Origin of the sequence: Streptomyces sp. NPDC014727, assembly GCF_043083485.1 — a bacterium.
Taxonomy (GTDB): Bacteria; Actinomycetota; Actinomycetes; order Streptomycetales; family Streptomycetaceae; genus Streptomyces.
Genome location: NZ_JBIBYR010000006.1, coordinates 204,299 through 228,711, shown reverse-complemented (window position 1 = coordinate 228,711; position 24,413 = coordinate 204,299). Strand labels below are relative to the sequence as shown.

Genomic DNA, 24,413 nt, shown 5'->3' with positions numbered 1-24,413 from the left:
AGATGTGCCAGAGTTGCCACGTCCAGGCTTTGAGCACGTACCGTACGGCGATACAAGCCGGACAGCCGGGACACCGGGAAGGGGCAGCTGGGTTGACCACGCACGCACCGCAGGCGACGCAGTCGGTGACGCTGCCGGCCTCGCTCGACGAGGCCGTGGCGGCACTCGACGCCATGCCCGCCGCCGTTCCCGTGGCAGGCGGAACAGACCTGATGTCGGCCGTCAACAAGGGGCTGCTGCGCCCCTCGGGGCTGGTCGGCCTGGGCCGGATCAGCGAGCTGCGCGGCTGGCACTACCAGGACGGCCACGCCCTGCTCGGTGCCGGACTCACCCACGCACGCATGGGGCGGCCCGACTTCGCCGCCCTCATCCCCGCTCTGGCCGCGTCCGCGCGCGCCGCGGGCCCGCCCCAGATCCGTAACGCCGGAACGCTCGGCGGGAACATCGCCACCGCCGCCCCGACCGGTGACGCCCTGCCGGTGCTCGCCGCTCTGGAGGCCGAGCTCGTCATCGTGGGCCCGGGAGGCGCCCGCCGCGAGATCCCGGTCTCGCACCTGCTGGCCGGCCGCGACATGCTCGAACCCGCCGAACTGATCGGCTTCGTCCGCGTACCGCTGCTGCACGCCCCCCAGGTCTTCCTGAAGGCCACCGGCCGCACCGGTCCCGGCCGCGCCACCGCATCCGTCGCGATCGTCCTCGACCCGGCCCGGCGCGGGGTGCGCTGCGCGGTCGGCGCCATCGCGCCGATGCCGCTGCGCCCGCTGGAGGCCGAACGCTGGATCGCCTCACTGATCGACTGGGACGGCGAACGGGGCCTGGCCCCCGACGCGCTGGCCGCCTTCGGCGAGTACGTCGCCGCGGCCTGCATCCCGGACCAGGCACCGCCTGCCGACGGGGGAGAGGCGCCACCGCTGCCCCCCGCCGTACTGCATCTGCGGCGTACCGTCGCCGCGCTGGCCCGACGCGCGCTGGGGAGGGCACTGTCGTGAGCAACGAGGAACACAACGAACAGCACGGGCAGCGGGAGCAGCCGCAGCACGGGGGCTGGCAGCCGACGCCGCAGGGCGGCGAGTACGACGCCGAGGCGACCGCGTTCGTCCACCTGCCGCCGGAGGACCTGGCGAACATCCCGCTGGCCGCGCCCGGCCAGGGCTACGTACCGCCGATGATCGTGCCGCTGACACCCGCGGCCGGACTCGACCCGGCGGCCACGGGCAGCTGGGTCGTACAGGCGCAGGGCCGGCAGGAGCGGGGTACGGGAGCGGAGCAGCCGGAACCGGGCGCGGTGCACTGGCCGGACCCGAACCAGCAGCCGCAGTACGGGTACGGGTACCCGCAGCAGGAGCAGTACCCGGGAGCGTCGGCCGCGACCGGCCAGTGGAACTTCACCGAGTCCGCGCAGGCCGCCGGATCCACGGAGTTCGGCGGGCACGCCGACCATGCGGCCCCTGTCGACCAGGGCGGTCATGTCGACCACGGTGGTCACACCGGCCACGGCGGTCACACCGACCACGGTGGTGTGGTCAGCCACGGTGGCCATGGTGGCCATGGTGACCACGGCGGCCATGGGGGTGCGGTCGGCCACGGTGATCATGGTGGCCCGGTCGGCCACGGCGGTGCGGCTGGTCACATCAATCACGCCGACCACACGGGCCAGTCCGGACCCGCCGACCACACGGGCCAGTCCGGCCACACCGGTCAGTGGACGATTCCGGTCGCCGACGGCGACCTCCCGGAGGAGTCCGGCGAGTTCGCGGCCTCGGCCCTGGCCGCCCAGTGGTACCCGGACCGGACTCCTCCGGCCACGTTGCCGGGCGGTGCTCCCGCACCGTGGGCGACACAGCAGCCGGCCGCGGAGCCCGAGGTCGAGGTCGGGCCCGAGGCCCCGGTGGAGCCGGCCCCCGGCGCGGACATCGAGCCGCAGCACGCGCCGGAAGCTGATTCCGCACCCGATGCGCAGCATTCCGCGACGCCTTCCGCAGCATCCCCGGAGACCGCGCCCGCATCCCGTTCCGCGACGCCCACGGCGTCTTCCGTGGCGTACAGGGAGTCGCCGCAGGTCCCCGAGGCGGCATCGGAGACACCGGTCACCGCCGCGGAGGACGGCCCCGTACCCGCTGCCAGGGACACTCCCGTTCTCGGAGTGGACCTCACGCAGGTCCCCGCCGCCGCCCCGGCGGTCGACGGACTGCCCGAGCAGCGCCCGGCCGAGCCGTCGACCGGCGCGGCGCCCGACCCCGAGACGGGTACGACAGCCGACACGGACTCCGACACACCTCTCGGGAGCACCCCGGGAGAGGCGCCACTGCCCCAGGCCCCACCGCTCGAAGCGCAGACCGCCGAAGCCCGTCCCGCCGAAGCCCGATCCCCTGAAGAGCAGATCTCCGCAGCTCGATCCCACGAGGCCGAGCCGCCCGGAACCGAACCCGTCGGAGATCAGCTCCTCGAAGCCCATCCCGCCGAGGCCCAGCTCCTCGAAGCCCATCCCGTCGAAGACCAGCCCCTGGATGTCCCCAGCGAGCACCCCGCCACCTCCTACGTCCTGCACGTGAACGGCGCCGACCGCCCCGTCACCGACGCCTGGATCGGCGAATCGTTGCTCTACGTGCTGCGTGAGCGCCTGGGCCTCGCCGGTGCCAAGGACGGCTGCTCGCAGGGCGAGTGCGGCGCCTGCAACGTCCAGGTGGACGGCCGTCTGGTCGCCTCCTGCCTGGTCCCGGCGGCGACCACGGCCGGGAGCGAGGTCCGTACGGTCGAAGGCCTGGCCGTGGACGGTGAGCCGTCCGACGTCCAGCGCGCCCTCGCCAAGTGCGGTGCCGTCCAGTGCGGTTTCTGCATCCCCGGCATGGCCATGACCATCCACGATCTCCTGGAGGGCAACCATGCCCCCAGCGAACTGGAGACACGTCAGGCACTCTGCGGCAACCTCTGCCGCTGCTCCGGCTACCGGGGCGTCCTCGACGCCGTGAACGAGGTCATCGCAGGCCGCGAGGCCGGCGCCGAACCCGCCTCGTCGGACTCTTCGTCCCCGGAGTCCGACGAGGCCCGCATTCCGCATCAGGCCGCCGCCGGCGCCGGTGGTGTCCAACCGCACTCGCAGGACGGAGGCATGGCGTGAGCAACGACGCAGCCACCGCTGCCAACGCGACCAGCACACGGATCACCGCCCCATCGGTCGAGGGTCCCGACACCGAGCCGCCCGCACTCGGCCTCGGCGTCTCCCTCCAGCCCGCCGACGCGCGCGCCAAGACCGAGGGCACCTTCCCGTACGCCGCCGACCTCTGGGCCGAGGGCCTGCTCTGGGCGGCCGTCCTCCGCTCCCCGCACCCGCACGCCCGCATCCTGTCCATCGACACCTCGGGCGCCGCCGAGATGCCGGGGGTACGAGCCGTCATCACGCACGCGGACGTCCCGGGGGAGGGCGCGTACGGACGCAGGGTCGTCGACCGTCCGGTCTTCGCCTCCGACCTGGTCCGCCATCACGGTGAGCCGATCGCCGCGGTCGCCGCCGACCACCCCGACACGGCCCGGCTCGCCGCCGCGGCCATCGCCGTCGAGTACGAGGTCCTCGAACCGGTCACCGACCCGGAGAAGGCGTTCGAGGCCGAACCGCTGCACCCCGACGGCAATCTGATCCGCCACATCCCGCTGCGCTACGGCGACCCGGAGGCCACCGGCGAGGTCATCGTCGAGGGCCTGTACCGCATCGGCCGTCAGGACCCGGCCCCGATCGGCGCCGAGGCCGGACTCGCCGTGCCCCGGCCCGACGGCGGCGTGGAGATCTACACGGCCTCCACCGACCCGCACACCGACCGCGATCTCGCCGCCGCCTGCTTCGGTCTGGAACCGGACCGGGTGAAGGTCGTCGTCACCGGTGTCCCCGGCGCGACCGGCGACCGGGAGGACCCCGGCTTCCAGCTCCCGCTGGGCCTGCTGGCCCTGCGTACCGGCTGCCCGGTCAAACTGGCCGCCACCCGCGAGGAGTCCTTTCTCGGCCACGCCCACCGTCACCCGACGCTCCTGCGCTACCGCCACCACGCGGACGCCGAGGGCCGGCTGGTGAAGGTCGAGGCGCAGATCCTGCTCGACGCGGGCGCGTACGCCGACGCCTCGTCCGAGTCGCTGGCCGCGGCGGTCGCGTTCGCCTGTGGCCCGTACGTCGTCCCGCACGCCTTCATCGAGGGCTGGGCGGTCCGTACGAACAACCCGCCGTCCGGCCATGTACGCGGCGAGGGCGCGATGCAGGTCTGCGCGGCGTACGAGGGCCAGATGGACAAGCTGGCCGCCAAACTCGGCATCGACCCGGCCGAGTTGCGTCTGCGCAACGCCCTGTCCACCGGCGACATCCTCCCCACCGGCCAGACGGTGACCTGTCCGGCGCCGGTGTCCGAACTCCTGGAATCCGTAAGGGACTTCCCTCTTCCCTCTCTCCCCAAGGACTCCCCGGAGGACGACTGGCTGCTCCCCGGCGGCCCGGAGGGCGCGGGCGAGCCCGGCGCGGTGCGCCGGGGCGTCGGCTACGCGCTGGGCATGGTCCACATGCTCGGAGCGGAGGGCGCCGACGAGGTCTCCACGGCCACCGTCAGGGTCCACGACGGCGTCGCCACGGTCATCTGCGCCGCGGTGGAGACGGGTCAGGGCTTCTCGACCCTCGCCCGCCAGGTGGTCCAGGAGACCCTGGGCATCGAAGAGGTCCATGTGGCGTCCGTCGACACCGATCAGCCCCCGGCGGGCCCCGCCACGCACGGTCGCCACACCTGGGTCTCGGCCGGAGCGGTGGAACGCGCCGCCAAGATGGTCCGGACGCAGCTTCTCCAGCCCCTGGCCCACAAGTTCGGGATGTCCACGGAGCTGCTGCAGATCGCCGACGGCAAGATCACCTCCTACGACGGGGTGCTGTCCACGACGGTCACGGAAGCGATGGACGGCAAGGAACTCTGGGCCACCGCCCAGTGCCGCCCCCACCCGACCGAACCTCTGGACGAGTCCGGCCAGGGCGACGCCTTCGTCGGCCTCGCCTTCTGCGCGATCCGCGCGGTGGTGGACGTGGACATCGAACTCGGCTCGGTCCGGGTCGTGGAGATGGCGGTCGCCCAGGACGTCGGCCGGATCCTCAACCCGTCCCAACTGGCGACCCGTATCGAGGCGGGCATCACCCAGGGCATCGGCGCCGCCCTGACCGAGAACCTCCGCACCGCCCGCGGCCTGATCCGCCACCCCGACCTCACCGGCTACGCACTGCCGACGGCCCTGGACGCACCGGACATTCGCATCGTCAAACTCATCGAGGAACGCGACGTGGTGGCCCCCTTCGGCGCCAAGCCCGCCTCGGCGATCCCCGTGGTGACTTCCCCCGCAGCAGTGGCCGCAGCGGTTCGAGCCGCCACCGGCCGCCCGATCAACCGCCTCCCGATCCGACCCCAGGCCGCGGTGGCGGCGCCCAAGTCCTGATCCCTGCACGGTTGGCGTGATCCCATGCGCTCCGGGTTGCAGGTGCAACCCGGAGATGCACACTGTCACCGCTGCTGGCTAAGGTGAACCCCAAGGCTGAAGCCGAAGCGTCAATCGGCTGTTGCTAAACGGGGGAGGGTGCTGTGGGACAGAGTGATCCGGAGGCGGAGCTTTCGGCGTACGCAATGGGAGTCGCGGGCGGTCTCGGAGCCATGGGCGCCGTCGCCCCGGGCGCCGTGGGCGAACTGGTCACCGAACTTTCGTCGTTCACCAAGTTCCGCGAACGCGTTGAGGAGATCCTGCGCGACCTCAAGGCGTCGCCGGCGGGGCCGGGGAAGGTCGGCGAGGACCTTGTCTCGCGCTCGCACTTCGGCGGCGACGACGGTAAGTGGGCGGAGGCGGGGAGCGTTTACCAGTCGTACTCCAGCGTCATCAAGGAGCTGGAGAATCTGTCCAGGCTGCTGTCGGACTCCATCGAGGGTATGAGCATCGCGGTCCTCGCGTCCCACAAGGGCTACGAACACGTCGACCTGGACGTACGCGACCGCATGCTCGCCATCCAGCACAGCACGAACGCCCACCACGAGGCGGGACAAGCGGCGGCTGAGGCGGCGAAGAAGCAGAAACACTCGGTCGAGCCGAAGGAACCGGTGGATACGTCCGGTGGCGCAGGCGCTTGATGCGACACGACTTGCCCTGTAAGGGGACCACGGGGACAGGGAGAGAGACGGCGTCATGGGTACGAACTTCGACAACAGGACTCACAAAGAGATGCTGCAGTGGCTGGATCACGCCAACAGTGCCGAGATCCAGGCTGCGGCAGATCGTCTGGCGAGCGCGGCTACCGAGATCCGAAAGATTGCCACGGATCTGAAGATCCGTCCGCAGTATGTGGAGTGGAAGGGGCAAGGGGCCGACGCCTTCCGTACGTGGAGCGCGGACCTGGCCAATGCGACGCTGCGCCTCGGGGATTACGGCGAGGGCGCTTCGAAGTGGCTCGGTGAGGTGTCGAACGCGATCCTGTTGGCCCAGGCGTCGACTCCCCGGACAGATGCGAGTGCGCAGGCGGATCTGGAGGCGGCACTCGCGGCGCGCAACGATCCGGATGCGTCGGCGGTGGCGAAAAGGTCAGCGGAGACGTTGAACGCGGACCGGGAAGCGGCGGCTGCACAGATGCGGAAGCTGTCGGAGACGTACACCTTCTCGTCGTCGCAGATGACGGATCTGGCGAAGCCAGTGTTCCCGGCCGTTCCGGGGGCGATTGCACCGCAGTCTGGCGAGAGACGTGACGGAGCGCAGGACGGGCACGTTGGCCCTGGGACAGGATACGGATCTGTTGCGAGTGGTACTGGTTACGCCGTCGCACCGGGGCACAGCTCAGAAGCAGCATCTGGTGTGATCTCCCCAGTGGGGTGGACGGGCGTCTCCACGCACTCAGTGTCGCCCTCGGCGCCGCGGCCGGTCGACATGGGGATTGATGGGTTGGCCGTGCTGCCGGATGCTCCACCCTCCCCTACTGGTCCAGTGACGCCGCCGACCGCGCCTCGGTCCGACACTGTTCTCCCGCCGACAGTGGGCATCGTTCCGCCCGTTCCCAATGCCAGTCCCTCCCCGCTGCGAAGCACGAATGGCGGGGGCAGGACGATAGGGACGCCCCGTCCGCCAATGTCTGCCCCAGCCGTGGGACCGTTTGGCCCTGGGCCTGTGGGCCGACCTGCCGGGCCTGACGGGATCACCGGTGGCCGCGCGGTGCCCTCTGGCTCAGGGCGTTCTTTGGCCGGAATTCCGCGTGGCACGGTAATCGGCAACGAGAACCCCCATGGGACGGCGCCGATGGGTCGTGCACCGGGCATGAGCGGTGGTATCGGTCCAGGCACCTCTCCGCATGCTGCCAATGGTGGCGGTCGTCGACTGGCTGGGGAGACAGGTGGTGTGGTCGGCGGACGTCAGCAGCAGGCGCGCGGGGGATCCAGCCCGTTCACACCGGGAGGGTCGGGTTTGGTGAGAGGCAGCGCCTCGGGAGACGCAGAGCGCGGTACAGGTCTGGCAGGACGGGGTGGCGGGATCACCTCTAAGGGATCTCGAACGCATGAGGCAGGACGCGACGAGGGCAGCGAACGGCCGGACTATCTGGTCGAAGACGATGAAATCTGGCAGCAGGGCAGCCGACGGGTCGTCCCGCCGGTCATCGACTGATCAACAGGGAACTCACGAGGGATCCGGATGCGCATCAGGAGCAAGGGACTCACACGACGGCGATGCATGCTGTCAGCAGCCTTGGGCCTACTGCTGGTGGGTGTCGCTGCTGTGCCCGCGTCCGCGGACTCCACGCGTTCTATGCAGTGGCATCTCGATGTCATGAGGGCTGAGGAGATGTGGAAGACGAGTACGGGCAAGAGTGTCATTGTTGCCGTGCTCGACAGTGGTGTGGACCCGGCGAATCCGGACCTCGTCGGGCAGGTGCTCAACGGCAAGAACCTAGAGCCGGATGTTGCGGGTGACGAGCACACCGACTACGACGGCCACGGCACGAGCATGGCTGGGCTAATTGCAGGGACAGGTCGGAGCAACGGGGGCAACGGTGCGTTCGGGCTGGCTCCGGGGGTCAAGATTCTCCCGGTCCGTATGCCTGACTCCGGTGTAGGGGCAACCCAGGCAGAGGGGGACGCGAAGTTCAATCGGGTTGCTCCCGTGGCGATTCGGTATGCGGTTGATCGTGGTGCCAAGGTCATCAACATTTCCCTTGGCGCCCAGGCGGGGTCGCAGGCGCTGACGGACGCAGTGAAGTACGCGCTCGACAATGGCTCTTTGATCTTTGCTGCTGCTGGTAACAGTGGTAACGGAGCCAACCTGATTGAGTACCCGTCCGGGACACCTGGGGTCGTCGGTGTGGGTGCGGTCGGCCACGATTTCAAGAAGACCAGTGAGTCCCAGCACGGGCCGCAGGTCGATCTCACGGCACCAGGCATCGATATGGTTCACCCCTGCACCGGCGGGACCCAGTTGTGCAAGACCAGTGGAACCAGCGACGCCACTGCCCTCGCCTCCGCCTCCGCCGCCCTCATCTGGTCCAAGCACCCTGACTGGACCAACAACCAGGTCCTCCGCGTCATGCTGAACACGGTCGGCGCCCCGACCAGCGGAGCCAAGCGCAACGACTATGTCGGCTACGGCATCGTCCGCCCCCGCATCGCTCTGAAGAGTCCGGGCGACCCCGGCCCGGCGGACGTGTACCCGCTCCCTGATCTTGCGCCGGCCGAGAAGCCCAGCCCTTCCTCCGAGCCTTCCAAGGCGACCGGAAGCTCAAAGGACACCGACAAACCCGCCGTAGCAGCCCCCACATTCGACGACAACAGCAGCAACACCGGCCTCTGGATCGGCATCGGAATCGGCGCAGTCGCGCTCGTCGGCGCAGTGGCCGCCGCCCTGACCATCCGCTCCCGCCGCCGCATGTCTGCAGCCGCAGCCGTTACGCCCGCTTATACGCACCAACCCCCGTACCCCAATCCGTACCAGCAGACCCCGCCTCAGCATCGGCCCACGAACCCGCCTTACGGGTCCATTCCCGCCGCTTCCTCTGATTTCAAATCGTCTCATGACAGGCATCCCTACGATGAAAGGCGAAGCTAAAGCGCCAACTTGATACACATGGCGACCTCGCTTAGTCATCAACTGTCACTTACGGTGAAAGCATTGTGGGGGGCGTCGCGAGGACACCCCGAGCGAAGGGGATGCCCCGGCCGCAGAGAAGCCAGTTCTTGATATCCATTGCGAACGGGCCAGGCGGAGTTGCTGCGGAGAGGCCTGCCAAGCGGTCACGTCGGTGACCGCGTAGACGTTCTGGCGGGTGAGCCATCCGACCTTGGCGTCGGTGTACAACCGCCTGATCCGCGCGGCCTTGCACTGCGCCGGGTATGCCCACGCCGACCCGGTAGTCGTCGGCGCTGCGAGCACCCGCAGCTCACGCAACTCGTGTCCGGCGTCGCGCTCCGCGTGACGGGTGGCACGAAGTTTCGTTATGTACGGCATGGGCGAAACCCACCGCTGACCAGCACGGACTTTGCAGGCGCCCTGCGCTGGACTTAAGTATGCGTACTCAAGTCCTGCGCAGGGCGCGCTGTTGGCCTGCTTCAGCTTGAACACCGACCGAGGGGGAGCGTATGTCGACACCGATCGGCAGCCCCACACAGGGGTTCTGGATCGAACACGGCGAGGTGCGGAAAGCGGGCGAGGCGGCCCACAAGGTCGCCCAGGACATACCGGAGGACATCAAGGTCCTGTTCACGCCGACGGACGCGGCGGTCGCAGGGCTGGTCGGCTTCCAATCCGCCCAGGCGATCGACGACTGCCTGGAGGCGTGGACGAAGGCGCTGCGTTCATTGGCAGGCATGGTGGGGGGCGCAGCGGACGCGGTCATCAGCTCCAGCATGAGCTTTACTCACGAGGACCAGGAGCGCCGGAAGTTTTTCCTCGGCCTTGGCCCGTACGGCCCGGACTCCTCCGGCCCGCACGCTCCTGGGCTCAACGGGCTCCCCTTGACGCATGGAGGGCACTGACACATGCGAGTCTCGGAGCTCCGTGACGCCAAGCCACTCCTGCTGACCGACGCCGGCGATGCCTGGGACGGACTGGCAGAGAGTTTCACCGCTCAAGCCCTGGACTTCGGAAAATATCTGCACCGCCCTCTCGCTCAGGAGGGGGTCTGGGGCGGGGCGACTGCTGAATCCGCTGCTGACCGACTCGCCCGTATGCACCGCGACCTGAACGTCGCAAAGCAGGAACTCGACGGCGTGGGCACGGTGTTGCGAACCTGCGGTGAGGAGTTGGCCGCCCATCAGGGCCGCCTCAAGGCCGCCGTCGCCGATGCCACGGAGGCTGGCTACAAGGTCGCCGACGACGGTACGGTCATGGTCCCGACCGCCGACACCAGCCACATGATGGCGGACGACGTGGCGATGATGAACCGCGATCAGGCCACACGTGCTCAAGAGTTCGCCGACCGAATCGGCGATGCTCTGAGCGCGGCTCGGATTGCCGACAAGGAGTATGCGGCCGCGATCAAGCTCTTCACTGATGCGGCCAACCGGTGCGCAGGAGGCAAGTGGAGCACTGGCCTACTGGAATTGGCGACTGCGAACGAGCTTGACCGTGAGCTGCTGTCCGAACTCGGTATGCCGGACAAGAAGGCTTCACCCGACGCCGTACAGACGTGGTGGGCGGGTCTTTCCCCCACCCTTCAGGCCGAGTTGATCCACGACTACCCACAGCAGATCGGCAACCGTGACGGGATTCCGGCAACCGACCGCGACCGAGCCAATCGAACCTACCTGCCCCTGCTGTTGAGCAGCCTGGAGACCGACTATGCCGGGGCGGTCGGCGACGAAGCGGCAGCCCTCAAGGACAAGATCGATGGTGTGAAAGGAATCCAGCAGCAGCTGGACCGGGGACGCGAGCCCCGGCCCTATCTGCTCGGCCTCGGCCCGGAAGGTAATGGCCGCGCCATCGTGTCGTTCGGCGATCCGGACAGTTCGAAGAACGTCTCCGCGTATGTGCCGGGTCTGAATACCAAGCTGAGTGGGCATTTCGCGTCATCCGACGTGGACCGGGCCTGGAATGTCGCGCACGCCGCGAACAAGCTGTACCCGGATACCACGACCGCATCCATTGTCTGGCTCGGTTACGACGCACCCCAGCTGGACGGCCTCAAGTGGTCGGCCACCGACGTCATGGGTGACGACAACGCCGTGGCCGGCGCCCCGGCCTACGACAGCTTCCTGCGGGGCATCCGAGCCACCCATGAGTCCGGCTCACCGCATGTGACAGCTGTCGGGCACTCATACGGGTCACTGACTGTCGGTCAGGCTGCACAGCTGCCAGGCGGAATTCCCGCCGACGAGTTGGTCCTCGTCGGAAGCCCGGGTGTCGGTGTCGACAAGGCCGCCGACCTCGGGATGGGCGCCGACCACGTCTATGTCGGAGCGGCGGAGAACGACCAGGTGACCAACCTGCCCACGCCCAATCTTCTTGAGTATGTCTCTCCGGGAAGTGAGTACGGGCCCAAGAAGAATTGGTTCGGCACGGACCCCGCTGACAACCACTTCGGAGGCCATCATTTCAGCGTGGCCCCTGGAGAGGACACCGGCGTTGCAGGGCTTGTGGCTGGAGATCTGCCCGCGCATTCGATCTACTTCGATCCAATCGACGGCGGCGACTCCCTGAACAACATCGCAAGCGTCGTGGCCGGCCGCGGGGACAGGATCCAGTCTGTGGCGCCGAGATGACGCGTTTGGGCGGACCGGTACGACTACTGGGTTGTGCGCTGTTGGTGGCGGCGCTCGGGGCATGTGGAACCGACGATGGACAGAATGCCACGAAGGGCCAGAGCAAGAAGGAACAGAAGGTACCCACGATGGATATGCAGCAAGCCGGGCAGCGCTCGGAAGCAATCCTCGACGGCACGCTGGCGGCCATCCGCCCGCCGGTGAAATGGGTCTATGGTGCCCCTGCGGAGGCGGCCTGCAGCACGGATCTCAACGAGCCGACCGGCAGTACCACCGTCACCCGCAGCAGGAACATCCTCACTGTGGTTTCGGAGCACCGGCGCGGCAATTTGTTGGGAGTCGTACAGCGGTACTGGGAGCGGCAGGGCTTCCGGGTCGTCAGCGTCAACTCCGACAAGGACATGCCCTGGATCCGGGCCAAGGGCCCCGATGGGCTCACCGTCTCCATGGAAGTCGGCAGCATCGGCAACGTATCCCTCAGCGCAGGACTCAGCTGTGCCGAGAACTCTGCAATGACCTATCCGACGGGTACACCCGGCCGCCCTGGCGGACCGAAGGCGGAGGAGCTGAGACCGCGGGAACAGTCGGCCTTCTGGTCGTCCCGAGAGAGTCGTTGATCGCAGGTCGCCCCGTGTCCCGTCCGCCGAGCCGGTCCCTTGGCCGCTGCCGGCCGCGGCCTCGGCGTATCCGGGCCGGGGCCCTACGATCAAGGCATGGCGAAGCGCAAGGTGCACCAGAGGGCCAAGAAGGTGCTGGGTGCGGAACCGTTGGCCCTGGTGTGGTGCACCATCCCCCGGGCCATGCCGAAGCCGCCCAAGGACGTGCACCAGGCAGCGGGCAAGGGGCGGCTGAAAGGGCGCCACCACTGGCTGGTGTACGTGGGCGCGGTGGTGTTCTGTGCCGTCATCATCCCTATCTTTCTGATCGACATGCTCGGGAAGCAGATCGACAGGCTGTTCCGGGGTCGGGCGCGGCGCAGCGAGCCCGACCGGAGAAGAGAGACGCCGACCGCAGACCGCGGGCCCGGGGACGGTGTCTTCGACGGGGGCTGGAACCTGGCGGCAGGTCAGCTGCTGCTGCGGTGGTTCTCGCAGTCGCCCAGCCCGCGACGGCTGGTCCTGTTGGACCGGGACCGTATCTGTGTCGCGGCCTCGCCGCGCCGCCGTCTTGCGGCAACGAAGGCCAACGACTTCGGGATCGTGGCGGAATTCAGGGCCGACGAGGCGCGCATCGAGGCGGAAGCGGGGCAGCCGAGAGGCTTCGCCACGTTCCGTATCCGTTTCGCGGACGGCTCCTGGTTGGAGCTCGGCAATCTGGCCGAGCCCGAGGACGCCGACCACTTCCTGAGGACGGCGGCGGCCGGGGCCACAGGCTGAGCTCGGCCGCGGAGCCCTCGCGGGCACGTCGAGCGGGCTGCGTCGATGGAACAGACCGTGGTGCCGGGATGACGTGCGTGGTGAGATCGGTACAACTTCTGCGATGTGTGCCTCGGGTGTCGGCACACGCGGCCTGAGGGACCGACAGTGAGCAGGGGCAGGAGCACCTCGCTCCCGGCGGCCAGTCGTACTCCTTGCTCGATCCGGGCGGGATCAGGAAGTACGTCCACCGAGAGCCCGCGACCTCCCGTACGACCGGGCCCGGTTCGCCTTCGGTGAGCGTTCCGAGGTGCTGAAACACTGCCTCGCCCCGAACGCCTCGTAGCCGGATGGCGTCGAAGTGGATGCCGGCCAGGTGGAGTTGGAGCCCGGCGGCGGGTACCCATTCGGGGAGTCTCTTGCTCGTCATGACACCAAGGATTCCGGCGACTGCGTAGCGTGACCAGGAGGACGCGGTCCACATCGACGGGATGTGGTGAGGGTGGTGGTGGCTGTGGGGACGAGTGGTGAGCCGTCGCAGGTGCGGAGGCTCGTGGGGGAGCTGATTCGTATCCATCGGGTGCGGGCCGGGCTCACGCAGAAGGATGCGGCGGACAAGCTGTTGATCTCGGAGTCGCTGATGGGGGCGGTCGAGCGTGCGGAGCGCATTCCGGCGCTGGAGTTGCTGGCCGACGCGGACCGGGTCTTCGTCGCCGGTGGTGCGTTGAAGGCGTGCATCGAGCTGATCGACGAGGAGAAGTACCCGGCGAAGTTCCTGGACTGGGCGCGGCTGGAACGGCAGGCGCGGGTCATCAGTGCGTACGAGACGATGCTGATCCCGGGGCTGTTGCAGACGGAGGCGTACGCGTACGCCCTGTACCGGGCACGCAAACCCGCGTACACCGAGGACGAGATCGTCAGGCACGTCGAGGCGCGGCTGGAACGGCAGGCGGTGCTGACGCGCACGCCGCCGCCGTACGTCGGGTTCGTCATCGAGGAGTCGATCCTGAGTCGGACGCTCGGGGGTGCGGAGGTGTTGAAGGAGCAGTTGTTGCATCTGCTGGAGTGCATGCGGCGGATGAACCACCTCACCGTGCAGGTGATGCCGTCGGATCAGCACACGCACGCGGGGTTGAACGGGCCGATGCAGTTGATGTGTACGGCGGAAGGCCAATCTGGTCTTCGCGGAGGGCCAGGGCGGCGGTAGGTTGATTGCCAAGCCGGAGCAGGTGGTTGACACGTTCGATCTCTTCGGCATCCTGCGGGCCCAGGCGCTCAACCCCTGGAAGTCGGCGGAGATCATCGAAACGAAGGCGAGGCAACTGTGACCACCGGGCCCGAGCTCTCCTGGTTCAAGTCCAGCTACAGCAACAACGAGGGCGGCGCCTGCGTCGAAGTCGCCTACGACTGGCGCAAGTCCAGCTACAGCGGCAATGAGGGCGAAGCCTGCGTCGAGGTTGCCACCTGCCCCCACACCGTCCATGTCCGCGACTCCAAGGTCGTCGACGGCCCCACCTTCGCCGTCGCCCCGGCCGCCTGGACCGCCTTTCTGGCCGGCGCCGTCGCGGGATGACCGCGAGCGAATTGCGAGCCGCTGATCCCGGCCCCGCCGTCGTCCTCATCACCGGCGTGATGGCCTCCGGGAAGTCCACCGTTGCTCAGGCCCTGGCCGAGCGGCTGCCGCGCGCTGTCCATGTGCGAGGGGATGTCTTCCGGCGGATGGTGGTGTCCGGGCGGGCCGAGATGGTGCCGGGGGCGTACGACGAGGCCGTCGCCCAACTCCGTCTCCGGTACCGGCTGTCCGCGATGACGGCCGACGCGTACGCGGACGAGGGCTGGACCGCCGTGGTGCAGGACGTGGTGCTGGGGGAGGAACTGTCCGCATACGTCGAGCGCGTGCGGACCCGACCGCTGTACGTCGTCGTGCTCGCGCCGGAGCCGCAGGCCGTTGCCGAGCGGGAGGCCGGGCGGAGCAAGAACGGCTACGGGGCCGGCTGGACGGTCGAGTCGCTGGACCGGGTGCTGCGGGAGGAGACGCCGCGGATCGGGCTCTGGCTGGACACGACCGGGCAGAGCGCGGAGCAGACGGTCGACACCGTCCTCGCGGAGCTCGAAGGCGCGCGGGTGGTGGGTGCGTCAGAGTCGGACTGAGGTCCTGCTTGATGCGGCGACTGCGCTGGCGGCCGGTGATTCGCCAGGGGTTCGGTGTCCGGACGTACATGAGACCTGGACCATGCGGCTGCCGCTGTCCGGGCATCGGCTCGGCCTGTCACGCCGTGGCTGTCTGCTTGCCCCGCACCAGCCAGCACGCCTGGCACCTGGCCTACGCCCGCCTCGGCGGTCTCTCTTTCGACACGGCCTGGCGCCACACCTGAGTGTGCCTCCACCCCGACGAAGCGCGCTTCCGCCAGGCCGCCCATTGCGCCGACGTGCAGCGGGGCCCGTGGACGACGACTGCCCCCGCTGACGCCGGTCCTACGCCTCGCAGTCGTACTTCTTGGCGAGTTTGGCGGCGGCTTCCCGCACCACGGCCGCGCTGTTGCGGGTCGCGGTGTCCCGGTCGACGAGGCCCTTCTTCTCCGCCTGCGAGGGCGCGCTGAGCGACACCGTGATGTACGGGGCGGTCGAGCCCATACGGGCGGCGCAGCCGGCCGGCAGCGTGGCCTCGGCCTGGTCGGGGAGCGCCCAGCCGGTGAATCCGGGGCCGAGGGGGACGGAGCCCTTCTTGTGGTAGGGGGCGCTCCGGGTGTCCTCGATAACCAGATTGTAGATCCCGCGGGGGTAGTCGTTGTCCGGGTTGGCGCGCAGCACGTTGCACGCCTTGAACACCGCGTAGTCAGAGCTCTTGCCCTTGCTCTCCCACTCGTCCGCGCTGGCCTCGCCCCCCTTGCCGTCGTCGATCAGTTCCGCCGTCTCCCGGCTGAGCGCCCCGTGACACAGGGTCTGCGGCAGCGGCGGCTTCTCCTCGTCAGGCCAGAAGCTCGCCGTCACGACGGCCACCCCGGCGGCGCCGAGCACGATGGTCAGCGGCAGCCACTTCTTGTCCATCGGTTACTGTCCCATCCACTTGTCGGCGTCGCCCATGCCGTTCTGGTACCACTGCACAGCGATCGACTGGAGGTGGTCCTCGTACTCACCGGGGCTCGCGTCCAGCTCCGGCTCCTTGAACCCCTTCTCCATCGCCATCTTCCGCAACATGGCGTACATCTGGCGCTCGCCGTCGTCGTAGTGGTTGATCATATTGTTGCGGGCTTCGGCATCGACCTTGGCATTCAGCTCGTTCATGTACGCGGCCGTGCCGACGTTGACCGTGAGCTGGATGGCATCGCTGGCGATGGGGACGACAGCCAGAGGCGCGCCGATGATGTGGTAGTTCATCATCTTGTTCCAGTCGTTCTCGTCCTTCTGTGCCTGTCCGAGGTCGTAGATGATGTCGCCGCGCACACAGTCGAGGTGACCCAGCACCGCCGAGGACTGTTTGATCCAGGCACGCAGCTCGGGGTCCTCCTTGCGGTGCGAGTCCGCCGGGAAGCGGTCGAGTCCGTCGGCAGGACATGCCCCTGGAGGTCGCCGTGAGCGATCCCGGGTTCGACCCGGCCCTGCGCGGGAAGCTGCTGACGACATATGCGCGAACGCTCACGGATGGATTGGGGTGCACCAACGCACTGCAGATCCCGAGCACTCTTCCTGGGTGAGCGAGCGGCGTTCACAGCAGTAACGCACACGGAAGCCCTTGGGCTCGCCCTTGCGTCCTCGATGGACGCGGAAGCTGTAGATCGGCCGCGAACGCTCTCCGTTCTTGTAGCAGGTCATTCCGGCCATGGAGGCGCATCCGGAACCCCGGTCCCATACCCGGACCACTGGCGTCTGGCCGACCCGGCCCCAGGTCCCGGCCCGTGGCGGCCTCAGTGACTGGCTGGCCTCGTCCGACGCCTTCCAGCGGATGGTGGTGCCCGGGCGGGCCGAGATGGTGCCGGGCGTACGAGGGGCCGTCACCCAACTCCGGTTCCGGTACCGGTTGTCGGCGATGACGGCCGATGCGTATGCGGGTGAGGGCTGGACCGCGGTGGTGCAGGGCGTGGTGCTGGGGGAGGAGCTGGCCGGCTACGTCGGTCTCGTACGGACCCGGCCGTTGTACGTCGTCGTGCTCGCCCTGAGCTGCGGGCCATTGCCGAGCGGGAGGCCGGGCGGGGCAAGAACGATTACGGGGCCGGGTGGACGGTCGAGTCGCTGGACCGGGTGCTGCGGGAGGAGACGCCGCGGATCGGTCTCTGGCTGGACACGACCGGGCAGACCGTGGAGCAGACGGTCGACACGGTCCTCGCGGAGCTCGGGCGGGCGCGGGTGGTGGGAGCGGCGGAGAACTGAAGAGGCTGGAGGGCCGATGCATTCGGACTTAATGTCTTATTTAACAACAGTTCCTCTATAGTTGGTGCGGTAAAGCACCACGAGGAGGAGTCAGCCGCATGAGCAATCTGTTCGTCATCGCCTACGACGATCTCGCCACTGCCGACCAGGTCCGCGACAAGCTCCTGTCCATGAACCGCGAGCACCTCATCGAGCTGGAGGACGTCGTCGTCGTCGAACGGCGTGAGAAGGACGGCAAGATCAAGCTGCATCAGGCCGTCAACCACGTGGGTACCGGTGCCGCTGGCGGCGCGCTGTGGGGGAGCGTCATCGGGCTGCTCTTTCTCGTGCCGTTCCTCGGTGCCGCAGTGGGCGCCGCGGCCGGCGCCGCCGGAGGGTCCGTCGTCGACACCGGTGTCAACGACGACTTCATGAAGGAGCTGAGCGCCAATCTCCGGCCCGGCGCCGCCGCCGTCTTCGTGCTCGTCAAGACGTCCGTCCGCGACAAGGTCGTTCCCGAGATCGTCAAGTTCGGCGGTCAGCTGGTGCAGACCTCGCTCAGCAATGAGGACGAGGCACGCCTGCGGGAAATGATGAAGGAAGCGTTCAAGGAAGAGCCGACGACCGCCTCCTGATCTTCGGATCATACGAGAGAAGGCGACTGCCCGCGCCGCGCGCAGGGTGGTCGCCTTTCGTGTGTGGGGACCCGGTGCAGATCAGGTTTCGGTGCGGAAGTACGCCGTCCTTGTCGAACTCGGCGAATCCAAGCCGGTACCCGAGGGCGTCGTCGACCGCTGCGAAGCGCTGAAGGAATTCATCAACGGTTTCGTACTGTCCGCGGTCAAGGCCCAGGGCTGTTCCTGAAGAACGCCGACGCCCGTCCGGCGCAACGTATGACGCGTGCTGGGCGGGCGTACGGGCGTGGAGGCCGTGACCGGATTCGAACCGGTGTAACTCGAGTTGCAGTCGAGCCCCTGAACCACTCGGGCACACGGCCGTGTGTTCCTCGTCGTGGTTCGACCGTAGGGGCGGGGGTTCTCGGTACTCAAGGGTGCGGGGCGGGCTGCAATGCGACTGCCATACCGCGTTCACGATCGAGGTCTGTCGCCGCCCGCGCGGCACGTCGCGGTCCCACGACCAACGTACGAACGGCGGACCGTCTCGCGACAGGGGCCAAATGATATCTCGCCCCTTACTCTTGGGCTCATGAGTGCCCTGGGGTCAGGAGACGCTGGTGCCCGGTACCGACACATCCGCCGACGCGCGCATCCACCCCACCGACCACGATCGCGGCGGCACCCCGGCTACTCCTCGTCGTCCTCGGCGCAGTCGCCCAGCACGTCGGAGAGGTGCTGGGTGATGGGGTTGCCCAGCTCATCTTCGGTGCGGAACAGTCTGTGCACGGCGCCCATTGGATAGATGGCCTCCCCCGTGCCCCCTCCGGGCATCCCCAGTAGGGGCGAACTACCCGCTCTGTCAGGCTGGTTGACACGCCGCTCCTCAACAACCCGAACCCAAAGCGGCCGCGAAGGAGAAAGCCCGTGGTGGCGACGGACCTGTGCGGCGGTGTTGTGTCTGCGGATGCCTCGAAGACATTGCCGTTGATTTTGGAGGCAGTGGAGTTCTGGCCGGGCCGATGCGTACGCGGGCGAGGGCTGGACGGTCGAGTCGGTGGACCGGGTGTTAGGGGAGGAGGCGCGGCGGACCGGGCTCTGGCCGGACATGACCGGGCAGATCGTGGAACAGGCGGTCGGCACGGCCCTTGCTGGGCCCGAATGGGCGCGGGTGGTCGGTGGGGCGAGCTGAAGTCGCTTGGTGAGATGACAGGTTGTGCGGCCTGCGGAACTCGCACGTCATTCCGTGCGCGCGGGAACGGCGCGGACCTCGAGTTCAAGGGCTCCACGCCCAATGGGCCGACAGGATGTCCCCGCCCCCCGCCCCCGACTCCCGCGGACAGATCCGAGTGGATAGCGTGGGCGCTCGACGAATGCGGAGCTGAGGCTTCGGTGGTGCTCGAGATGTTGATACGGGGGAATCGTGACGTTCGACGCAGAATGGGCGGCGCTTCGGGCGGAGTCGGCGCAGCGGGTCGATATGCGACTCAACAGTGCCAGTGGTGGCGGTGGAGGGCAGAGCGGGCCTGCCGCGCCGGATCTGGCGGTCAACCAGGGCGACCTCGGTGCCATCGGACATGACGCCTACGAACTGCGTACCCGACTGTCCAAGGATGGTGACCAGGCCCGGCCTTCGACGTTCGACGCGTCGATCGCGCTCACCAACGGCAACTTCGAGAGCGGATCCGCGCTTCTGAAGGTCCACGACCGGTGGAACACGCAGCTGCACACTCTGCTCGACGCCTGTGCACAGATCTCGAACCATCTCAACTACACCAAATCGGCCCATGCGAAGGACGATGTCCAGATCGGCGGCGATCTGATCTCCGTGTCCAAGCTCAACGACTACCTCAAGTAATCAACGGAGAACGGACATGCTGAAGTACGAGGACATCATCGACGCACCCGTCGGCCCGCTCCAGACGGCGGCGGACGCATGGTCGGACATGGTCACCCAGTTGGACCTGCTCGCAACGGACGCCTCTGACGGCATGAAGGCCAAGGCCGACAAGGCCGAGTGGGAAGGCGCCAACGCGGGGGTGACCAAGGCGTTCATAGGCAAGACCTCGAAGGAGTTCAAGGACGCCGCCGCCGAGGCCAAGGGTGTCAAGGCCCTTCTTGAGGACGCGCACACCGCCATCAAGCAGGCCAGGGACGATCTGGTGCGTATCCGCGACGACGAGGGCCCGGGGGCCGGCATCCATGTCGACGCCAAGGGGAAGGTGAGGGCGCGGCACCCTCTGGAGGAGGATGCCGGGGCCCGCCACGACCCGGACTACCCGGACGCCTTGCGAAAGCAGCGGGCCGCCGTCGACGCCTGGCAGAAGAAGATCGACCTGATCGTCGAGAAATGCAGGGAAACCGACGAATCCTTCAAGCGCGCACTCGAAGCCAACGTGACGGACCGTCCCGACTTCAACGCGCCCGAGTACGACAGCCTGGGTGAGGAACAGAAGGACGCCGCGGAGGCGATCAAGTCGGCCGAGGACATGGCCCGGCTCATCAAGCAGAAGGGGGACGACATGTCCCCCGAGGAGTTCGACAAGTTCAACCAGGCGCTGGCACGGTACAAGGACAACCCGGTCTTCCAGGAGAAGTTCGCCACCACGCTCGGTGCGCGGGGCACGCTCGACTTCTGGGCGGATCTGGCCGATGTCAGCGACGGCGGGGATCTGATGAGGGCCCGCCGCGGTGACATGGCGGAAATGCAGAAGAACTTCAGCCTGGTCCTCGCGGGAGCGACGCAGTCCGACAGTCCCGCGATGCAGACATGGGAACGCGACATGGTGAAGCTCGGGGAGGAGCAGATCCAGACCCGGGGCTCCCGTGTCTACGGATTCCAGATCATGAGCAACTTCATGCGGGTCGGGGACTACGACGACAAGTTCCTCAACGACTACGGTAATGCGCTGGTGACCACTGAGAAGAAGATGAAGCTGCCGTCCCACTACTGGAACGACGGGATGGGCGGGCCGGGCAAACTCAACTTCATGGGGGAGGAGTTCGGACGGGATCCGATGACAGGCTTCATGAAGGCACTGTCCAACAGTCCCGACGCGGCAACGGACTTCTTCAACACGACGGAACCGAACGACAATGCCCAGTACCTGCTCTCGGGCAAGCGCGACGTGTTCGACGACACCCCGCTGAACCACGGCGACTCGAACCAGGCGAATGATGCCACGGGCAAGGCCCTGCTCGCCGCGGCCACCGGAATGAATCCGAACGACCCCGATGCCCCGCTGGTGGCGCACGGTCCGCAACACCGGGAAGTACTGGAGCGGTCACTCAAGTACATCGCGGAGGCGGGGGACGACTTCCCGTCCGAGATGCGCGACGACATGGCCATCGTGCTGGGTAACCATGCGGACGAAGTCCACTACTCGGCGAGCGCTCTGGCGGACGACGAGCGTGATCCGGCGCTGTTGGACCGGCACCATCTGATCGAGGTCGCCAAGCAGATCTCCCGGGACCAGGACGCCTACGGCATCCTCAACGAGTCCCTGAACCAGGAGATGGTCAAGGACATTCACCAGGACCACCCCAAGGACCCCGAGGAGACGCTGTTGCGGGCGGGGCGCACCACCGGCTTCCTGGAGGAGGCGCGCTACCAGGCACTGAAGACCGACAAGGAGGACCCCTCCTGGGACGCGAAGTGGCTGTATCACGGCTTCGGCGGTGCGGCGAACTTCATTCCGGTGGCGGGGGACGCGGTCCAGCGTGGCGTGGACGCTCTGGCCTACCAATGGCAGCTGGAGGAGCAGGGCCGGATCGACGAAGAGATCCAGCACGACAACTCGAAGACCTTTGACGTGCGCGAGCGGCAGCTCGCGGAACTCGCCCGACAGTGGTGTGCCGTCAATCCGAACACTGGAAAGAGTGAATACACGGCGACCGATGCCATCAGTGGCGCGGCGTACGACGGCAATCACCTTTTCCGTGGCCTGCTAGGAGACCAGTGAGCATCCATAGGAACGACTCGGCGCCCGCCTGCGCCAAGGGTCGCCGACGGCTCGGTGGTCGCTCTGCGACAATCGCCGGCCTGTGCGTGGCTCTCCTGTCCGTGGCGGGCTGCGGTGGTGGGCGGGACTATGCGGTGCCCGACCGGCTCTGCGGTGTCAGGGTCAGCCCCGACACCTTGGCCCCCTTGCTACCGGACGGTGCCGAGTTCAAGGAGAAGAAATACGACTTCAGCCCGGATCGGCCGCGCTGTCGGCTGATTGTTGACAAAAAGGTTGTGCTGCACATCAGAGGAGACGTGGTGAGTACGGACACCGATCCTTTCGAGGTCCGTGCCCGGAGTCTGCGGATGGGGGGTAATCCTGCTCCGGCGACCGGCCCTCTGGGACGGGACGCGCGCATCACGGACAGCTGGGCGATCGCTGTCAAAAGCTGTCACTACCAGGGTTCACCACACAAGTACGCCATTGAGGTCGAGCTGACTGCCGGGAAGTTGGTACCGACGGACACCGCCAAGCGCCGTAAGGCTCTGGAGGCGTTCCTCGACGGGTACGTGCCTACTGCACTCAAGGCCCAGGGCTGTTCCTGAAAACGCCGACGCCCGCCCGGCGCAACGTATGACGCGTGCTGGGCGGGCGTACGGGCGCGGAGGCCGTGACCGGATTCGAACCGGTGTAACTCGAGTTGCAGTCGAGCCCCTGAACCACTCGGGCACACGGCCGTGCGTTTCTTGCTGTGGTTCGACCGTAGGGGCGGGTGTTCTCGGTGCTCAAGAGCGCGGGGCAGGTCGCAATACGACTGCCACACCGCGTTCACGATCGGGTTCTGCCACCGCCCGCCCGGCACGTCGCGGTCCTACGACCAAGGGACGAGCGGCGGACCGTCTCGCGACAGGGTCCATATGAGATCTTGCCCCTTACTCTTGGGCTCATGAGTGCCCTGGAACCACGAGACGCCGGCACCGATACCGGCACCGCCGTCCCTGCGGCGATATCGACCCCGCCCGCCGCATCCGAAGGCGTGCTCGGGCGTACCTATCGGGCGCTCAGTGTCGGCATCGTCTCCGTCGTGTTCCTGATCGCGTTCGAGGCGACCGCCGTGGGGACCGCGATGCCGGTCGCCGCTCGGGAACTGCACGGCATTCCGCTCTACGCGTTCGCGTTCTCCGCGTACTTCACCACCAGCCTGTTCGCCATGGTGCTCTCCGGGCAGTGGGCGGACCGGCGTGGGCCGCTGGCGCCGCTCGCCACCGGGATCAGCGCGTTCGGGGCGGGGCTGCTGCTGTCGGGCACGGCAGGCGGCATGTGGATGTTCATCGCCGGACGGGCCGTCCAGGGGCTCGGCGGCGGGCTGGTGATCGTGGCGTTGTACGTGGTGATCAGCCGGGCCTACCCGGAGCATCTGCGGCCGTCGATCATGGCCGCGTTCGCCGCGAGCTGGGTGATCCCGTCCGTCGTCGGGCCGCTCGCCTCCGGGAGCGTGACCGAGCACCTGGGGTGGCGGTGGGTCTTCATCGGCATCCCCGTGCTCGTGGTCTTCCCGCTGGCACTCGCGCTGCCCGCCATCCGGCTCCGGGCGTCGGGGCCGGCCGATCCGGCGGCGCCCGTCGAGCCGTACGACCGGCGCCGCATCCTGCTCGCGCTCGGGATCTCGGTGGGGGCGGGGCTGCTCCAGTACGCGGGGCAGGAGCGGAACTGGTTCGCGCTGCTCCCGGCGGTCGCGGGTGTCGCTCTGCTCGTTCCCGCCGTGCGCGGGCTGCTGCCGCCGGGGACCGGCCGGGCGGCGCGCGGGCTGCCGTCGGTGGTGCTGCTGCGCGGGGTCGCGGCCGGGTCGTTCATCGCCGCCGAGTCGTTCGTACCGCTGATGCTGGTGACCGAGCGCGGGCTGAGCCCGACGATGGCCGGGCTCTCGCTCGCGGCCGGGGGCGGGACCTGGGCGCTCGGTTCGTACGTGCAGTCCCGGCCGCGCCTGGAGCCGTACCGGGAACGTCTGATGGTGGGCGGCATGGTGCTGGTCGCCGCGGCGATAGCGGCAGCGCCGTCCGTGCTGATCGACGCGGTGCCGGTCTGGACCGTGGCCGTGGCCTGGGCCTTCGGGTGCTTCGGCATGGGCATGGTGATCGCGTCGACGAGCGTGCTGCTGCTGAAGCTGTCGGCGCCCCAGGAGGCAGGGGCGAACTCGGCCGCCCTTCAGATCTCCGACGGGCTGTCCAACGTTCTGCTGCTGGCCGCGGGCGGGGCGGCCTTCGCCGCACTCGGCGGCGGCGCGGTGGGGGCCGTGCACGAGGCGGCGGAGGCGGGGGCCTCCGGGTCTCATCCGGGGGCGTTCGCGGTGGTCTTCCTGCCGATGGCGGGGGTGGCGCTGGTGGGGGCGTGGGTGGCGGGGCGGGTGCGGACACGGTAGCT

General features: G+C 68.2%; 21 protein-coding genes, 2 tRNA genes and 1 pseudogene. 20 read left to right on the top strand and 4 right to left on the bottom strand.

Annotation, left to right across the window (positions count from 1 at the left end; all coding sequences use genetic code 11):
* The first annotated feature begins 92 nt into the window (after nt 1–92).
* The 12 genes from ACF1B9_RS13005 to ACF1B9_RS12950 all read left to right on the top strand — a co-directional run bounded on the left by ACF1B9_RS13005 (nt 93) and on the right by ACF1B9_RS12950 (nt 15,238).
* Entirely contained in the window at nt 93–989 is an 897-nt protein-coding gene (locus ACF1B9_RS13005) for an FAD binding domain-containing protein (protein WP_391743964.1), read from the top strand.
* Nucleotides 986–3,118: a 2Fe-2S iron-sulfur cluster-binding protein gene (locus ACF1B9_RS13000; RefSeq protein WP_391743965.1), complete on the top strand. Its 2,133-nt coding sequence runs from the start codon at nt 986–988 to the stop codon at nt 3,116–3,118. Before ACF1B9_RS13005 ends, ACF1B9_RS13000 begins: the two co-directional genes overlap by 4 nt.
* Nucleotides 3,115–5,451, top strand: a complete 2,337-nt coding sequence (locus ACF1B9_RS12995; protein ID WP_391743966.1) for a xanthine dehydrogenase family protein molybdopterin-binding subunit — start codon at nt 3,115–3,117, stop codon at nt 5,449–5,451. Before ACF1B9_RS13000 ends, ACF1B9_RS12995 begins: the two co-directional genes overlap by 4 nt.
* Nucleotides 5,452–5,594: 143 nt before the next feature.
* A complete protein-coding gene (locus tag ACF1B9_RS12990; protein WP_391743968.1) occupies nt 5,595–6,131 on the top strand; it encodes a hypothetical protein in 537 nt (178 codons plus the stop codon).
* Between the two features lie 1,657 nt (nt 6,132–7,788).
* The gene (mycP, locus tag ACF1B9_RS12985) at nt 7,789–9,081 is read left to right on the top strand and encodes a type VII secretion-associated serine protease mycosin (RefSeq protein WP_391743970.1); all 1,293 of its coding nucleotides are present in this window, start codon (nt 7,789–7,791) and stop codon (nt 9,079–9,081) included.
* 530 nt (nt 9,082–9,611) lie between these two features.
* Complete coding sequence (locus tag ACF1B9_RS12980; protein ID WP_391743972.1) at nt 9,612–10,007, top strand: hypothetical protein; 396 nt, start codon at nt 9,612–9,614, stop codon at nt 10,005–10,007.
* A 3-nt stretch (nt 10,008–10,010) separates the two neighbouring features.
* Nucleotides 10,011–11,732 carry an alpha/beta hydrolase gene (locus tag ACF1B9_RS12975; protein ID WP_391743973.1) on the top strand — a complete coding sequence of 574 codons (1,722 nt, stop codon included), beginning with the start codon at nt 10,011–10,013 and terminating at the stop codon, nt 11,730–11,732.
* A complete protein-coding gene (locus ACF1B9_RS12970; RefSeq protein ID WP_391743975.1) occupies nt 11,729–12,349 on the top strand; it encodes a hypothetical protein in 621 nt (206 codons plus the stop codon). The genes ACF1B9_RS12975 and ACF1B9_RS12970 overlap by 4 nt, the downstream gene beginning before the upstream one ends.
* Nucleotides 12,350–12,445: 96 nt before the next feature.
* Nucleotides 12,446–13,108, top strand: a complete 663-nt coding sequence (locus ACF1B9_RS12965) for a hypothetical protein (protein ID WP_391743977.1) — start codon at nt 12,446–12,448, stop codon at nt 13,106–13,108.
* Between the two features lie 532 nt (nt 13,109–13,640).
* Entirely contained in the window at nt 13,641–14,294 is a 654-nt protein-coding gene (locus tag ACF1B9_RS12960) for a Scr1 family TA system antitoxin-like transcriptional regulator (protein WP_391743978.1), read from the top strand.
* A 117-nt stretch (nt 14,295–14,411) separates the two neighbouring features.
* Nucleotides 14,412–14,660, top strand: coding sequence for a DUF397 domain-containing protein (locus ACF1B9_RS12955; RefSeq protein ID WP_391743980.1), 249 nt, complete (start codon nt 14,412–14,414; stop codon nt 14,658–14,660).
* Complete coding sequence (locus tag ACF1B9_RS12950) at nt 14,657–15,238, top strand: AAA family ATPase (protein ID WP_391743982.1); 582 nt, start codon at nt 14,657–14,659, stop codon at nt 15,236–15,238. The genes ACF1B9_RS12955 and ACF1B9_RS12950 overlap by 4 nt, the downstream gene beginning before the upstream one ends.
* Nucleotides 15,239–15,562: 324 nt before the next feature.
* On the opposite strand, the gene ACF1B9_RS12945 is transcribed toward ACF1B9_RS12950, so the two are convergent.
* Entirely contained in the window at nt 15,563–16,135 is a 573-nt protein-coding gene (locus ACF1B9_RS12945; RefSeq protein ID WP_391743983.1) for a hypothetical protein, read from the bottom strand.
* A gap of 3 nt (nt 16,136–16,138) precedes the next feature.
* Nucleotides 16,139–16,552 carry a hypothetical protein gene (locus ACF1B9_RS12940; RefSeq protein ID WP_391743985.1) on the bottom strand — a complete coding sequence of 138 codons (414 nt, stop codon included), beginning with the start codon at nt 16,550–16,552 and terminating at the stop codon, nt 16,139–16,141.
* Between the two features lie 478 nt (nt 16,553–17,030).
* Here ACF1B9_RS12940 and ACF1B9_RS12935 point away from each other — a divergent pair.
* The 3 genes and pseudogenes from ACF1B9_RS12935 (at nt 17,031) to ACF1B9_RS12925 (ending at nt 18,298) form a co-directional block, all read left to right on the top strand.
* Nucleotides 17,031–17,455, top strand: a pseudogene (locus ACF1B9_RS12935) (phosphotransferase).
* Nucleotides 17,456–17,553: 98 nt separating this feature from the next.
* Entirely contained in the window at nt 17,554–18,069 is a 516-nt protein-coding gene (locus ACF1B9_RS12930) for a DUF1269 domain-containing protein (RefSeq protein WP_391743986.1), read from the top strand.
* Between the two features lie 91 nt (nt 18,070–18,160).
* The gene (locus tag ACF1B9_RS12925; protein WP_391743987.1) at nt 18,161–18,298 is read left to right on the top strand and encodes a hypothetical protein; all 138 of its coding nucleotides are present in this window, start codon (nt 18,161–18,163) and stop codon (nt 18,296–18,298) included.
* 58 nt (nt 18,299–18,356) lie between these two features.
* On the opposite strand, the gene ACF1B9_RS12920 is transcribed toward ACF1B9_RS12925, so the two are convergent.
* Nucleotides 18,357–18,431: transfer RNA gene (locus ACF1B9_RS12920), tRNA-Cys, on the bottom strand.
* A 674-nt stretch (nt 18,432–19,105) separates the two neighbouring features.
* Between ACF1B9_RS12920 and ACF1B9_RS12915 the strand changes: the two genes are divergently transcribed.
* From ACF1B9_RS12915 to ACF1B9_RS12900, 4 genes are all read left to right on the top strand, one after another.
* Nucleotides 19,106–19,240, top strand: a complete 135-nt coding sequence (locus ACF1B9_RS12915) for a hypothetical protein (RefSeq protein ID WP_391795905.1) — start codon at nt 19,106–19,108, stop codon at nt 19,238–19,240.
* 231 nt (nt 19,241–19,471) lie between these two features.
* Nucleotides 19,472–19,906 (top strand): hypothetical protein, encoded by a 435-nt coding sequence (locus ACF1B9_RS12910; protein ID WP_391743989.1) that lies wholly within the window; start codon nt 19,472–19,474, stop codon nt 19,904–19,906.
* A gap of 16 nt (nt 19,907–19,922) precedes the next feature.
* Complete coding sequence (locus ACF1B9_RS12905; protein WP_391743990.1) at nt 19,923–22,010, top strand: hypothetical protein; 2,088 nt, start codon at nt 19,923–19,925, stop codon at nt 22,008–22,010.
* Between the two features lie 134 nt (nt 22,011–22,144).
* Nucleotides 22,145–22,597 (top strand): hypothetical protein, encoded by a 453-nt coding sequence (locus ACF1B9_RS12900; protein WP_391743991.1) that lies wholly within the window; start codon nt 22,145–22,147, stop codon nt 22,595–22,597.
* Nucleotides 22,598–22,657: 60 nt separating this feature from the next.
* Here the strand turns inward: ACF1B9_RS12900 and ACF1B9_RS12895 are convergent.
* Nucleotides 22,658–22,729: transfer RNA gene (locus ACF1B9_RS12895), tRNA-Cys, on the bottom strand.
* 209 nt (nt 22,730–22,938) lie between these two features.
* Here ACF1B9_RS12895 and ACF1B9_RS12890 point away from each other — a divergent pair.
* Nucleotides 22,939–24,411 carry an MFS transporter gene (locus ACF1B9_RS12890; RefSeq protein WP_391743993.1) on the top strand — a complete coding sequence of 491 codons (1,473 nt, stop codon included), beginning with the start codon at nt 22,939–22,941 and terminating at the stop codon, nt 24,409–24,411.
* Nucleotides 24,412–24,413: the final 2 nt, after the last annotated feature.

What these genes read in the sequence shown, in the direction of transcription:
- ACF1B9_RS12930 (WP_391743986.1), top strand. Translation starts at nt 17,554, where the DNA reads ATGAGCAATCTGTTCGTCATCGCCTACGACGATCTCGCCACTGCCGAC.
- ACF1B9_RS12945 (WP_391743983.1), bottom strand. Translation starts at nt 16,135, where the DNA reads ATGGACAAGAAGTGGCTGCCGCTGACCATCGTGCTCGGCGCCGCCGGG.
- ACF1B9_RS12905 (WP_391743990.1), top strand. Translation starts at nt 19,923, where the DNA reads ATGCTGAAGTACGAGGACATCATCGACGCACCCGTCGGCCCGCTCCAG.
- ACF1B9_RS12890 (WP_391743993.1), top strand. Translation starts at nt 22,939, where the DNA reads ATGAGTGCCCTGGAACCACGAGACGCCGGCACCGATACCGGCACCGCC.
- ACF1B9_RS12965 (WP_391743977.1), top strand. Translation starts at nt 12,446, where the DNA reads ATGGCGAAGCGCAAGGTGCACCAGAGGGCCAAGAAGGTGCTGGGTGCG.
- ACF1B9_RS12950 (WP_391743982.1), top strand. Translation starts at nt 14,657, where the DNA reads ATGACCGCGAGCGAATTGCGAGCCGCTGATCCCGGCCCCGCCGTCGTC.
- ACF1B9_RS12975 (WP_391743973.1), top strand. Translation starts at nt 10,011, where the DNA reads ATGCGAGTCTCGGAGCTCCGTGACGCCAAGCCACTCCTGCTGACCGAC.
- mycP (WP_391743970.1), top strand. Translation starts at nt 7,789, where the DNA reads ATGCAGTGGCATCTCGATGTCATGAGGGCTGAGGAGATGTGGAAGACG.
- ACF1B9_RS12980 (WP_391743972.1), top strand. Translation starts at nt 9,612, where the DNA reads ATGTCGACACCGATCGGCAGCCCCACACAGGGGTTCTGGATCGAACAC.
- ACF1B9_RS12970 (WP_391743975.1), top strand. Translation starts at nt 11,729, where the DNA reads ATGACGCGTTTGGGCGGACCGGTACGACTACTGGGTTGTGCGCTGTTG.